The 12,809-nt window shown below is 44.9% G+C and carries 11 protein-coding genes; 6 read left to right on the forward strand and 5 right to left on the reverse strand.

The genetic code is table 11. The annotated features are described in order from the left end of the window. Window positions 1-97: 97 nt before the first annotated feature. Window positions 98-1,060 (reverse strand): thioredoxin-disulfide reductase, encoded by a 963-nt coding sequence (gene trxB / locus ACXABW_RS05950; RefSeq protein WP_252030442.1) that lies wholly within the window; start codon window positions 1,058-1,060, stop codon window positions 98-100. A gap of 427 nt (window positions 1,061-1,487) precedes the next feature. Between trxB and ACXABW_RS05955 the strand changes: the two genes are divergently transcribed. Next, window positions 1,488-2,126 carry a 2OG-Fe dioxygenase family protein gene (locus ACXABW_RS05955; RefSeq protein WP_252030443.1) on the forward strand — a complete coding sequence of 213 codons (639 nt, stop codon included), beginning with the start codon at window positions 1,488-1,490 and terminating at the stop codon, window positions 2,124-2,126. Further along, complete coding sequence (locus ACXABW_RS05960) at window positions 2,104-3,345, forward strand: cysteine desulfurase-like protein (RefSeq protein WP_457524520.1); 1,242 nt, start codon at window positions 2,104-2,106, stop codon at window positions 3,343-3,345. Before ACXABW_RS05955 ends, ACXABW_RS05960 begins: the two co-directional genes overlap by 23 nt. 72 nt (window positions 3,346-3,417) lie before the next feature. Here ACXABW_RS05960 and ACXABW_RS05965 read toward each other — a convergent pair whose 3' ends face one another. After that, the gene (locus ACXABW_RS05965) at window positions 3,418-4,245 is read right to left on the reverse strand and encodes a DUF2797 domain-containing protein (RefSeq protein WP_265688890.1); all 828 of its coding nucleotides are present in this window, start codon (window positions 4,243-4,245) and stop codon (window positions 3,418-3,420) included. 284 nt (window positions 4,246-4,529) lie between these two features. On the opposite strand from ACXABW_RS05965, the gene ACXABW_RS05970 reads away from it, so the two are divergent. Next, a complete protein-coding gene (locus ACXABW_RS05970; RefSeq protein ID WP_457524522.1) occupies window positions 4,530-5,831 on the forward strand; it encodes a GGDEF domain-containing protein in 1,302 nt (433 codons plus the stop codon). A 19-nt stretch (window positions 5,832-5,850) separates the two neighbouring features. On the opposite strand, the gene ACXABW_RS05975 is transcribed toward ACXABW_RS05970, so the two are convergent. The 3 genes from ACXABW_RS05975 to ACXABW_RS05985 form a co-directional block, all read right to left on the reverse strand. Beyond that, window positions 5,851-6,675, reverse strand: coding sequence for a SanA/YdcF family protein (locus ACXABW_RS05975; protein WP_457524524.1), 825 nt, complete (start codon window positions 6,673-6,675; stop codon window positions 5,851-5,853). After that, entirely contained in the window at window positions 6,648-6,971 is a 324-nt protein-coding gene (locus ACXABW_RS05980) for a DUF3392 domain-containing protein (RefSeq protein ID WP_252030448.1), read from the reverse strand. The genes ACXABW_RS05975 and ACXABW_RS05980 overlap by 28 nt, the downstream gene beginning before the upstream one ends. A gap of 119 nt (window positions 6,972-7,090) precedes the next feature. After that, entirely contained in the window at window positions 7,091-8,779 is a 1,689-nt protein-coding gene (locus ACXABW_RS05985) for an NAD-dependent malic enzyme (protein WP_252030449.1), read from the reverse strand. Window positions 8,780-8,935: 156 nt separating this feature from the next. Here ACXABW_RS05985 and ACXABW_RS05990 point away from each other — a divergent pair, with 156 nt between their 5' ends. The 3 genes from ACXABW_RS05990 (at window position 8,936) to ACXABW_RS06000 (ending at window position 12,804) form a co-directional block, all read left to right on the forward strand. After that, window positions 8,936-11,281, forward strand: a complete 2,346-nt coding sequence (locus ACXABW_RS05990; protein ID WP_457524526.1) for a helicase-related protein — start codon at window positions 8,936-8,938, stop codon at window positions 11,279-11,281. 221 nt (window positions 11,282-11,502) lie between these two features. Next, window positions 11,503-11,889: a transporter gene (locus tag ACXABW_RS05995; RefSeq protein WP_252030451.1), complete on the forward strand. Its 387-nt coding sequence runs from the start codon at window positions 11,503-11,505 to the stop codon at window positions 11,887-11,889. A 255-nt stretch (window positions 11,890-12,144) separates the two neighbouring features. Continuing rightward, window positions 12,145-12,804, forward strand: coding sequence for an outer membrane beta-barrel protein (locus tag ACXABW_RS06000; RefSeq protein WP_457524528.1), 660 nt, complete (start codon window positions 12,145-12,147; stop codon window positions 12,802-12,804). Window positions 12,805-12,809: the final 5 nt, after the last annotated feature.

Below are 12,809 nucleotides of genomic sequence, written 5' to 3' on the forward strand. Positions count from 1 at the left end.
AATTATTCTTGGTTGTGAACCAAGCATTATACAAAAGAAAGCCCAAAGGGCATACCTTTGGGCTTTAGGGTTTTGAACTAAAAGTGAAAAATCACATTTACGATTTGTCGGCTAGCGCGTCGAGGAATCGTTCGGCATCAAGTGCAGCCATACAACCTGTACCTGCTGACGTGATTGCCTGGCGGTAGTTATGATCCATAACATCACCAGCAGCAAATACACCTTCAATGCTGGTTTGAGTCGCATTGCCGTCTAGGCCAGATTTAACAATGATGTAGTCGTCTTTCATTTCCAGCTGACCTTTAAAAATTGAGGTGTTTGGCTGGTGGCCTATGGCGATAAATGCGCCCATTACATCGATTTCTTCGGTAAGGTCAGATTGAGTGTCTTTCACTCGGACACCTGTCACGCCCATGTCGTCGCCTAGCACTTCATCTAAAGTACGGTCTGTGTGTAGCACAATGTTACCGTTTTCTACTTTATCCATTAAGCGCTTCACTAAGATCTTCTCTGCACGGAACGTATCACGACGGTGGATAAGGTGTACTTCAGAAGCAATGTTCGATAGGTATAACGCTTCTTCAACAGCAGTATTACCACCACCTACCACAGCAACCTTTTGGTTACGGTAGAAGAATCCATCACAAGTTGCACAAGCGGATACACCACGCCCTTTGAATGCTTCTTCAGATTCAAGACCTAGGTATTTAGCCGATGCACCGGTCGAAATAATTAGTGCGTCACAGGTGTACTGGCCGCTGTCGCCTTTTAAGCGGAAAGGGCGCTCACTCAAGTCAACTTCATTGATGTGATCGAACAGCATTTCAGTTTCGAATCGCTCGGCATGTTCTTTCATGCGATCCATCAGTGCTGGACCTGTTAAACCTTCAGGGTCCCCTGGCCAGTTTTCTACTTCAGTGGTTGTGGTTAATTGACCACCTTGTTGCATGCCAGTAACTAGTACAGGTTTTAGGTTTGCGCGTGCTGCATAGACAGCCGCGGTGTAACCCGCAGGGCCCGAACCAAGAATTAATAGATTACAGTGTTTTACGTCGCTCATTGCGGCTCCATTTCAGCGATGACGGCCTTAATAATTTTGATTTGATACTAGGGATAATATTCGCTGACTTCAAGAAATATAAATAGTTTCAAGCTATTTCATAGATAGCTTTCATCTATCGATCAATCTTATTTGCTTACATGCCTATGCGGGTTGCAATGACTCTTAATGTAGTAGGTTAGATCTTGACCAAGCGTGATGGCCATCAAATTATGATACTGATTTTTATTTAATAAGTAGATATAAATTCCGTGCATATTTCAATTAATGGTGATAAATCCTAACTTTATTGCTTGATGGTTTTTAATTCTAGAATATATAGTTGTTTTTGGTTTTATGTATTGAAGTGTGGATTTTTTGCGGGATAATAACCTTGTTGTTAATCAAATGTTAACTTTAGTAAGCGTAAGCTATACAGGGACTTATCATGGAAATGGAAAACAAATTTCTGATCGAAGCGTTTCAAACACCGAGTTCAATCGCTCCTCAACTTTCTACCTATTTTGAAGACTTGCCAGCAGACAAATATGTCGACAGCGACCATCGTTATCGCTCCTACGCGCGTTTTCAAGCGGAAAATTCGGATGTGGTGCGACTGCCACACAGCTCATTTTTTCAGTCATCGGAGTTTAACCGAGTGGTTGGCGATGTAGAGCGTGACTTCGCTGAAATGGACCATGACATGGTAAGTACGCCGTATTTTCAGCACTTACTGAAATCATTTATGCAGAAAACCGGAACGGATAAGGACAACTCTGTCGTGGACGTTCATCAGATCAGAGTCACTTGTGATTCTGATGCCACCAGCGCCCCAGCTCCTGAAGGGATTCACCAAGATGGATACCGCTTTGTAGGCATCTTCTGTGTACAGCGTAAGAACATCGCTGGTGGCTTTACCCAAATCTTCGCGTCTCCTGTAGAGCAGCATCCGCACTTGAATACGGTGCTGGAAGAGAATCAGTTTGTTATTTTGAATGACTCACGTTTTTTCCATCATATTTCAGAAACATTATCGAGCGAAGCCGGTGAAAAAGGAGTGCGTGATGTCTTTGTATTTACCGCTTAATGCGAAAAGTGTTGAAGCTCTTAGAGAGCAGTTTCCTGCGCTAAACAATACAAACAATGGCCAAACTCCAGTTTATTTTGATGGCCCGGGTGGCACTCAGCTTCCGCTTTCAGTTATTGCTGGGTTTGGCATCTACCTAAATCATGGGAATTCAAACTTAGGTGGTCGATTCTCCGTAAGTGAAAATACGGTCAGTTTAGTGGATGAGTGTCGAACTAAAGCTGCAGCACTGTTCGGGGCCGCGTCAAAAGATGAGATCGTTTTTGGCGCTAATATGACGACCATGGCTTTTCACTTTAGTCGTGCGATAAGCCAAGAGTGGCAGGCTGGGGATGAGATTATTCTTAGCGATGCCGATCATGGCGCGAATCGTTCTTCATGGGCGATGGCGGCAAAGGACAAAGGGGTTAAGGTTCACTACTTACCTGTCAAAGATAACACCTGTAATTTGGATCTAGATAAACTGCAATCACTGCTGAATGAAAAGACGCGTTTAGTTGCCGTCACTGCTGCGAGTAACTTGTCTGGAACCATTGTAGATATCGAGAAAGTGACCAGATTGGCGAAAGCGAATGGTAGTGTCGTATTTATCGACGCGGTTCACCTTCTTCCTCACCAGATTGTTGATGTACAGGCTCTAGGAGCCGACTTTGTGGCTGGCTCAGCATATAAGTTCTTCGGGCCTCACTTGGGTGTTCTATTTGGCCGCAAAGAGATGCTTGAAAAGTATCAACCATACAAAGTAGAGCCTGCGCCAAAGCATGCCCCAAATTGTTGGGAAACTGGCACACTGAACTTTGAAGCATTATCGGCATTCTCATCTGCGATTGATTATATCGCGTCTTTAGGTGAGGGGAGCGATCTTAGAGCTAAACTTGTGTCTGCGTATGACAACGTTCATCAATATGAGCAATCTCTTGCAACTTACTTCTTAGCTCGCTTGAGTGAGTTCCCAAGTATTGAACTGTTTGGTGAGTCTACTTCAAACAATCGCACTGCGACGTTTGCTTTGAGGTTTGGCAGCATTAATCCAGCGGATGTGGCTGCGCATTTGGGTGAGCGTGAGATTTATACTTGGAGCGGTCATTTATATGCTGACCGACTTACTGATGCACTAGGCATAACTGAGAAAGGCGGCATACTGCGTGTAGGACTGATGCACTACAACACTAAAGCAGAAATTGATCGTTTCTTTAGTGCACTGAGTAGCGTGTTATAACAAAAAATAAGCCACCATTTGGTGGCTTTTTACTATTGATACTGCTTCGTAGATATTAAATTTCGATTGAGTTTACTCGTCGAACACTTCGACTTCGTAAGAGCCAAACTTGCGAATGTTGATAACACCAGAATCAAATATCAGGTACTGACCTTTGATGCCCTGCAGAATGCCTGTGACCTCTGGATTCTTATCAAAATTGTGAGAGGTGATCTTCGTTGGGTGCGCTTGAACAGGGTATTCAATTGGTGTGATGTCGGCACTTAAGACTTCGATAGCATCATCACCAAAAGTTTGTTTGATCTCAGCAATTTTATCTTCTACTAACGGCAATAATTCAGCAAACCTTTCTTCCAATGCCATGGCTTCACCATCGCCTTTGAGTAGCGTACGCCAATTGGTTTTGTCAGCGATATGTTTGGCAAGTTCCACTTCGATTAGACCTGAAATCTGGCGTGTTTTTACTTTAAAAATTGGTAGGCCTTGCGTCGCTCCTTGGTCAATCCAACGTGTTGGAATCTGCGTGTGGCGAGTAATGCCCACTTTTAAACTAGATGTATTCGACAGGTAGACATAGTGGTCGACCATACAGTTAGCCTCACCCCACTCCGGCTCACGGCAGGTGCCCTGGTCGTAATGGCAAGTTTCCGGCTTCATGATGCACATGTCGCAGCTTGCTAGTTTCTTCATACAAACAAAGCAGTGACCTTGAGAATAACTCTTCTTCGTTTTTTTACCACACGAGCAGCAGAAGATGTTGCCTGTGTGAGTCAGTGTAAGTGATTTACCGATAAATGGGTTGAGGGAAACCAACTCATCACCTACTGGCAGGCGATACTCCACCTGACCATCTAGAGACGCTTGCATTTTTCGAAGCGTACCTTTTGCGATTAAAGACATGACATTGCTCTATAATTTTATTTAGGTGCGTAGTTTATCAAAAGTGGGCGCTAGATGGGATGTTCATTGGCGATTTCAAAATTTAGAGCATTAACGCGTTTGGTGCTGTATTAGCGTTTGTTGAAGTGACTCTAGAATTCTGGTGAAAAGAGCATCGTGCTACTGATATTATTGGCAGCAAAGTCTGATATTTGTTTAGTATATCGTTATTAAGAGCTTACAATTGCCAGCGTAAATTCGTCAGCGCAATTCATGTTGAACTGGCTCTGGAGTATCAGCAGTAAATGAAATTAAAACATAAGTCTGTATTTGTGTTGGTTGTGATGACACTGATTGTCGTACAGCTTTACCACGCCTATGGCGACGCCAAAACTAAGGTGATATTGCCAACTCAATACAGCTTTTTGGCAACTAATGATCAGGTGAGTAAGGGCAACTCAACCTCTGAGCTTTACCAAAGAAGCGGTAAGGCTGTGATGGTTTGCGATTTAAAACACAGTGATGATTACCCTTGGCCATACTGTGGTGTCTCCATTCACATCAACCCAAATCCAGAAGTCGGCTTGGATTTGTCTCAATATCATACTGTTCGCCTAGATATAGACTTTAAAGCTCTGGATGACGGCGATGATCCACGTATGCGCTTTTACCTGCGCAACTACAACCCTGAATACTCGACACCGGATAACGAATATACCCATAAATACAATGGCATCGAATACTTGCCACAAGATGGTAAAGGTACGGTCGAAATCCCACTTGCGAGCCTACAGGTGATGACATGGTGGTTAGCGGATAACGATATAGGCATTAAACACTCGGCTCCAGAGTTTAGCAATATCAATAAGATTGAATTCGCGACAGGTTCAGCAACAGAAGTCGGGCGCTATCAGATGTCGATTAATCGTATTGAGTTTATCGGCGACTATATCAAAGGCGAAGACCTCTTTATGGGGCTTTTGTTCATTTGGGTGACGATTGGCAGCCTTTTGACCTTTGGTGAAATTCGACGTAATCGAAGAATGATTCACCAAGCGAACTTAAGGCAAGCCCACTTAAAGAATATTAACCGCTCATTGCGCGCGCAGAACTTCGAGTTTGCCGAGCTCGCTAGTCGAGATGCACTAACGGGGGCGATGAACCGCCATGCAGCCCGTGAGTGGATAAAAAATTATGGGACAAGAAATGTCCCAAGTCATCGTCAATTGTCAGTTCTGTACCTAGACATTGATTACTTCAAAAACATCAACGACAAATTTGGTCACGCGTTAGGTGATGACATTTTGCGTGAGTTCGTGATGGTGATCCTAAGTGTAGTGAGAAAACAGGACAGGTTAGTTCGTTGGGGGGGAGAAGAGTTTATCGTTTTCTGCCCTGATACTGGATTAGAAGAAGCCGCTAAATTGGCGGAGCGTATCCGAACCTACGTCGAAAATCATATCTGGGTTCATGGTGAGGTGCTCACCTGTAGTATTGGTGTTGCTGAGCTTGGGGCAGGGAAGGCAACAGAGGCAATCGCGAGAGCGGATGAAGCGCTCTATATCGCCAAGCACAACGGTCGAAACCAAGTTCACGTCAGTGAGTAGCTGCGGTAATTCGCACTGCTCACTTTTCGGTTTCAGCGTCACTTGCACTTGAAGTGCTGACATTCTGGTCGATACCTTCAAGGTTCAAAGTCGTTTCAGCATGTGATATGGAAAAATCGGGCTCGGTTAAGTTCGATTTGGCGATAGGTTCTTTGGGACCTAAAAATCGTGGCTGCGTATTGATGATGAACAAGTCTAAAAACGCTTTGCTTCGAGCAAACACTTCTCGCAATCGTATTTTCAATCCTGAATGATTGATAGGTCCGGGCACGGCTAAGCACTGAGCGTTGATGTCGTGGTACTTGGCGATAAATAAGGCACGTTCACAATGAAAGCGTTGTGTAATGATAAGGAAGTCATCAGTGTCGAAAATTTCTTTCGCTCGTACGACGGAATCGAGGGTTCGGAACCCCGCGTAATCTAGGTAGATATTTTGTTCGGGGATATCGGCTTTGAGTAAGTCGCGTTTCATCGTCCAAGGCTCATTGTACGAGCGGTGAGCGTTGTCGCCACTAAGCAGTAGATTATTGACTTTACCTTGATGAAATAACTCAATGGCCGCGTCCATTCGATGTGAATAGTATTCGTTAAGAACTCGACCTAGATACTTGCTCGTTCCTAGTACCACCGCCACATCGTAATTATCTATCTCGCTGGTGTTAGTCGTGATGGAGTCAGAAGTCCCCCAACTTACCCAACGGTCAATGAGCACTACGAAGACCGCCATCAACAGCAATGCTGCTAAGCAAATTTTGAGTCCTTTCTTGAGTGCAGTAAAAGAGACGAGTTGAGTGACTCGAATTGCAACTCGCTGTATTAGATTTGTCTGTTCTTCTGAGCCCATATTCCAATAACAATGAAGCTACTTATAATAATGCTAAACATGATGCCCCGCTCCAAATCGAGCAGTGTCCGAGCAAGGTAAGGTGTTGCTTTTACAATGATTAAGCCGTAACCAAATGCGTTTATCAAGATAAATACAGAAGTGCGGATCAGAAAATGCTGCATGCGAAGAGCATTTCTTAGCATTCGATTAATTTCGCCGCCAAACATGACCAATGCACATGCAATCAAAGCGGTTGATATTTCTGAAAGGTACGGGACGAAATAGCCACCTAGAGTATTTAAGAAATTTGGCATGTCATCAGAAGTGTCATTCAAAGAGAGCTAAGAGATTATCACGAAGCCTGCTGGCCATAAAAGATGCCGAATAAGAAAAAACCTCGCACTAGGCGAGGTTTTTGTATCAACTTCAAAGATTAGAACGCAGTACGCTTATAACGGCGGTAAACTGGTTGCCAGAAGTGTTGATCGATAGCAGATTCTAGCGCTTCGTCAGTGATCTCTAATGCCACACCTTGCTCAATCGCTTTCTTCGCTACGGCAAATGCGATCTTCTTTGATACCGAGTGAATTGCTTCTAGTGGCGGTAGCAGTGCACCTTGACCGTTGATGGCTAGTGGTGAACAAGTTGCAAGTGCGCGGCTAGACTCCATTAACATTTCGTCTGTGACACGTTTTGCGTTCACTGCTAATACACCTAGGCCAATGCCAGGGAAGATGTAGCTGTTGTTACACTGTGCGATTGGGTACGTTTTACCATCATGAACCACAGGCTCAAATGGGCTTCCTGTTGCAACGAGTGCCTCGCCGTTAGTCCAACGGATAATATCGTTAGGTGTTGCCTCTACGCGGCTCGTTGGGTTAGAAAGAGGGAATACAATTGGGCGTTCACAGTGTTTATGCATCTCTTGGATGATTTCTTTGCTAAATAGACCCGGAGCACCCGAAACACCAATAAGTACAGTTGGTTTTGCATTGTGCATAACATCAAACAAAGAGAAACCATTGGCTTCACATTCCCAATCTTTAGTGTCTGCGGTTTTCTGTACCAAACGCTGCTGGAAGTCGAGTAAGTTCGGCATACCTTCTTGCAGCAAGCCCCAACGGTCAACCATGTAAACTTGAGAACGTGCTTGCGCATCGCTGATCCCTTCAGACACCATTTGCGCAATGATCGCTTCCGCAATACCACAACCAGCAGAGCCAGCACCTAAGAAGGTGATGCGTTGCTCTGATAGCTTGCTGCCAGCAGCCTGACAAGCGGCAAGTAGTGAGCCAACTGTAACTGCAGCAGTACCTTGGATGTCATCGTTAAAACAGCAGATGCGATCTTTGTAGCGCTCTAGAAGTGGCATCGCGTTTTTCTGCGCAAAATCTTCAAACTGAATGAGTGCATCAGGCCAGCGGCGTTGAACAGCTTGGATGAACTCTTCAACAAAGGCATCGTAATCAGCGCCTGTGATACGAGGATGACGCCAGCCCATGTACATTGGGTCAGCAAGACGTTGAGGGTTGTTTGTACCGACATCAAGCACGATTGGCAGTGTATACGCTGGACTGATACCGCCACACGCTGTGTATAGAGCCAGCTTACCAATTGGAATCCCCATTCCGCCGATACCTTGGTCACCAAGACCTAAGATACGCTCACCATCGGTAACAACGATGACCTTAACATTGTGGCTCGATGCGTTGTTTAAGATGTCATCGATACGGTCGCGGTTAGCGTATGACACGAATAAGCCACGTCCACGACGGTAAATATTAGAAAAGTTCTCACACGCTGCACCCACAGTTGGCGTGTAAATGATAGGCATCATCTCAGAAATATGATTCTGAACTAAGCGATAGAACAACGTTTCGTTGGTATCTTGAATATTACGTAGGTAGATGTGCTTATCCATATCGCTTTCGAAGTTACGATATTGTTGATATGCACGTTCAACTTGCTCTTGAATGGTCTCTGTGGTTTCTGGAAGAAGCCCTTCAAGGTTGAAAGAACTGCGTTCTTCGGCAGAGAATGCACTGCCTTTGTTCAGAAGAGGGGTGCTCAATAGCGCAGGTCCAGCGTACTGGATATATAGAGGGCGTTTATCGTTGTTCATTGTTGGCCTATTGTAGGGTGGAAGGGAACCCGAAAATGATAGGGATTCGTCACCGTATTGTAAACAGAAATGAGGTTTTTGTGGATTGATATCTTTCGCTCAAACAAGCGGATAAGAGTATAATAGTCACAATTTACAAAATTGTTAAAAAAAGCCATGTCCCGCCTTCCTATCGACACCCTCAAAGAATCGTTTTTGCAGCGATTACCGCAGACTCATTTAATTGTAGAAGCCGAAACAGGATCGGGGAAATCAACTCGATTACCAATGTGGGCCAGTGAGCAAGGAAGAGTGCTGGTTATTGAGCCACGAAGAATAGCTTGTACGTCTCTTGCCCAGTTTCTTAGCCAAGAGCGCGGCGAAAAACTCGGCGAGTCAGTAGGCTATGCGATCAAGTTAGAGAATGTGTACTCTGAACAGAGCCAAGTGGTGTTTGTGACTCCAGGTGTGGCACTGAAATGGTTTGCTGAGAACAAACTAAAAGCATTCGATATCGTCTTGGTTGATGAGTTTCATGAACGGCGTTGGGATACTGACCTGCTGGTAGCGATGCTCAAAGCGAGCAAATCACATCGTCTAGTGATTACTTCTGCTACGATCGAAGGTGAAAAACTTGCTCGTTATGTGGGCGCAGATAGGCTGCAAGCGTCAGGGCGGAACTTCGATGTTACGGTTGAACATCGAGCGGTCGACTCCCACCATTTGCCTCAACTCAAAAATATTGAGCAACGCGTTCATCAAGAAGTCGCAAGCCAACTGCTCACTGATGGGGCTGATATACTGGTCTTCCTGCCTGGAAGAAAAGAAATCGCCCAGTGTGCAGCTACACTCAAGTCGTTCCCACAATTACTGATTGTGCCTCTACATGCGTCCGTGTCTGATGAACAGCGACTCCTTGCTCTAACTAAGCAGCCCCAACGTAAGGTTGTGCTCGCGACCAATGTGGCGGAAACCTCTCTCACTATACCGAATATTTCGACCGTGATAGATAGTGGCTTAGAAAGGCGCACCGTCCAACGTAACGGCCGGTCTACCTTAATGTTGTCGCATATCTCCAAGGCCGGTGCTAAACAAAGAATGGGCCGCGCGGGCCGTGTTATGCAGGGAGAGTGTATCCGATTGTATGGAAAGCATGCAGCCCTTGAAGCCGTAACACCTCCGGAGTTTCAGCGAGAGGGGCTAACAGAACCAATGCTAGCAGCCGCGACATGCGGTTATAAACTTCAAGATTTGGATTGGTTAGACACGATTCCTGAAAAGTCTCTTGAAGCGGCATGCTTGGTGTTAAGAGATATGGGGGCGATTGACGAAGATGGCACAGTTACAGAGCATGGTACAAAACTCTACCCATTGCCTATCGATGCACTGTATGCCGATCTGGTTACTCGCTCAGAGCCAAAAGCGGTGAAAGAGGCAATGGTAGATTTGGCAGCAGCTCTGGCAGTACCAGCCTCTCTTTATACTCTGAGCAGTAATGCCGATAGTGTAGAGGCATTACTTCGTGAAGAACCGTTTGGTTGCGATGCAAGTTTACTTATTCGACTAGTGCGCGGAGACGATCTTCCTGGTGTTAGTGTTGATCAAGAAGCAGTAAAAGAAGCCCGAGGTTTGGCTGCACAAATGCGTGAGTTGTTTGAACTACCAAGCTTGTGTGTCGCTTCGCGATTCGAAAGGCATACCTTAGCGGAAGAGATTGCACGACTACATCCAGAACTATTGTTTGTGCGCAGGGTGAAACGTCGAGAGGCATTCGGTAATGGTGTCATGGAAGTGTTACCAGCAAGAAATAGCCGTGTGACAGACGAGCACGAAGCGATGTTGGTGTTGGACACTCATAGTTTACCAGGCCGAGGTGTAAAGCAGACCCTAAATTTGGCGACTGTTGCGATGCCCGTACCCCTGAGCCTATTCGCGGCATTGGAGATAGGAGAGTGGATTCAGGGTGAAAGTACTGTCGAGAATGGAACTGCTTACAGTGCACTAGAGCTGGTTTATGCTGGCCGCTCAGTGATGAGTAAGCGAGTAGAGGCTCAGGGTGAACTGGCCCTAAAACCTATCCTAGATTCGGTACTCAGCGGGGAAATATTCCCAGGCTTTGCCGAAAAATTGCAGCAACAAATACAGCACTGGCGGCTTTATGTAGAGCTAGGGCTCGCCGACGTTGAGTGTCATCAAGATTCGGATTTTGAACGTTGGTTTTGCGAACAGCTTACTATGCTTGAGCTAGAATCGATCGACGACCTTGCGCTGTTCAGTGAAGAAGATTTTCAGTTTGAAGGCATTCCATACTGGGAGTATCAAGAGTTCGCTGAAAAATACCCTCTACGTTTGGCATTGGGGGATCTCAACGTCAGTGTGGAGTATATGCCGAAACGCAAACTCGTTTATGTGGTATACGAAAGTGGCCTGCGCAAGAAAGACCCAAAACGTTGGGAGCTACCAGTGTGGAAAGGTTGGAGAATTCAGTATAAGAAAGCCAGTCGAATCGTAGACATTAAGTAGAAAATCTTGCTAAGTAGGGTTATTTGTTTGTTCTTCGAAATATTAATCTTTCCGACAAAGATTTAGAAAACGTGTACACACTTTGTTACTAAACTGGTTTTTATATACCATTTCATCCTTTATTTTAGTCATAAAAGACTAATGTTTTATATCCTATTGCTATAACAACTTGGTTGGATGATATTAAGTACATTGTATTGCTAGTTATCGAGGGTAACGATATGGAACATCAGGAAGCACAATGTGTAGAGTTTGATTACACATCATTTCTTGGCGCCTCGTGTAGTAAGAAATGGACGTTTTTAGAGGCAATGAGTACGTTTGCGCCAATCTTTAGTTTGATGTGGCGAGACAATATAAAAGAACTAAGCACGCCCCAAGACCGATTGTGGGAAGCGGCTTTGAAGTCTTTATCGGCAAGCCGTAGCGACGAGTCAAACTTAGTGACACTGTGCGAACTTGCTAAGTACGAAGGGATCAGCCAGTTAAAATTGGTGATGCCTTATACACTGGATTCAGACCAAATCGAAATGATTAAATCGAAAAGCAGTGTTCAAATTTCCCCAACTTCCCACGAAGAGTTCCTGATCGAACTCAATCTTCACTAACTGATATTACTGGCAGGCTACCTATTGGTGGGCTGCCGCTAATCTATTCATTTTTCGCACTTTTTGTGCTCAAAATCTCATCAGAAAATACGAGTTAGTCTATTATAAATAAAGGCTAGTTACGGCAGCGTTTGTCTATTTGTTCCCCCGTTAATGTATAGAAAGAGTTTCTATTCTCTGGTTAAACGGAGTAGCCCGCTTGGGTTTCTCAGGAGCAATGCTGCTAAAGGGCGATCAAATCGGAAGAGGTGAGTAATGGAATGGAGTCTAGTCGGTCGCAAGCGACGTATGTGTTCGTGTCTAATCTCAGTAGCAGGCATACTGCTTTCAACGACAAGTGCTGCAATGGTTCAGACCGCAGTCAATGCCGGAAAATACGACTATGTGTACGTTGATCTAAGCTCCGGCTCTTATGATAAGAGTTTAGGGGGAAACAACAATGTTACCGCGATGGGGATTGGTGCAAGCAGCTTATACGATGACCAGTGGCTGTTAGTACTTGACTATTCCGCACGCTTTTTCCACCCAGATAACATCACAGAAGAAACTTACACATTGCGCGCAGGGGCGGGTTATCGATATGCAATTAACGAGCAATGGGATATTTCCACTCGAGCGAAAGTGGGTTCGCTATGGAATAAAGTCACACAGGATAACCCAGAGGTGAAACTCTTTAGTGACAGTAAGTTTGTATACAGCATAGATGCCAGCGTGAATTACTTTGTGACTAAACAGTTGGAGTTAGCTGCTATTGGCGAGTTGAGCCGTTCAAACCTAGTTGATGAAGATAAACTGCAACTTAGAGCCGACTATCATTTTGAAGATAATTTCGCGATTGGTGTGCTCTATACTCATCGAGACTTTGGAGAGGATACCACCAATGAAGGTGGTTTATCTTTACGCTACAGATTTTAAAACTA

Source organism: Vibrio paucivorans (assembly GCF_054053395.1).

Coding starts and splice junctions, on each gene's coding strand:
- trxB (WP_252030442.1), bottom strand. CDS start 1,060: ATGAGCGACGTAAAACACTGTAATCTATTAATTCTTGGTTCGGGCCCT.
- ACXABW_RS05955 (WP_252030443.1), top strand. CDS start 1,488: ATGGAAATGGAAAACAAATTTCTGATCGAAGCGTTTCAAACACCGAGT.
- ACXABW_RS05960 (WP_457524520.1), top strand. CDS start 2,104: ATGTCTTTGTATTTACCGCTTAATGCGAAAAGTGTTGAAGCTCTTAGA.
- ACXABW_RS05965 (WP_265688890.1), bottom strand. CDS start 4,245: ATGTCTTTAATCGCAAAAGGTACGCTTCGAAAAATGCAAGCGTCTCTA.
- ACXABW_RS05970 (WP_457524522.1), top strand. CDS start 4,530: ATGAAATTAAAACATAAGTCTGTATTTGTGTTGGTTGTGATGACACTG.
- ACXABW_RS05975 (WP_457524524.1), bottom strand. CDS start 6,675: ATGGGCTCAGAAGAACAGACAAATCTAATACAGCGAGTTGCAATTCGA.
- ACXABW_RS05980 (WP_252030448.1), bottom strand. CDS start 6,971: ATGCCAAATTTCTTAAATACTCTAGGTGGCTATTTCGTCCCGTACCTT.
- ACXABW_RS05985 (WP_252030449.1), bottom strand. CDS start 8,779: ATGAACAACGATAAACGCCCTCTATATATCCAGTACGCTGGACCTGCG.
- ACXABW_RS05990 (WP_457524526.1), top strand. CDS start 8,936: ATGTCCCGCCTTCCTATCGACACCCTCAAAGAATCGTTTTTGCAGCGA.
- ACXABW_RS05995 (WP_252030451.1), top strand. CDS start 11,503: ATGGAACATCAGGAAGCACAATGTGTAGAGTTTGATTACACATCATTT.
- ACXABW_RS06000 (WP_457524528.1), top strand. CDS start 12,145: ATGGAATGGAGTCTAGTCGGTCGCAAGCGACGTATGTGTTCGTGTCTA.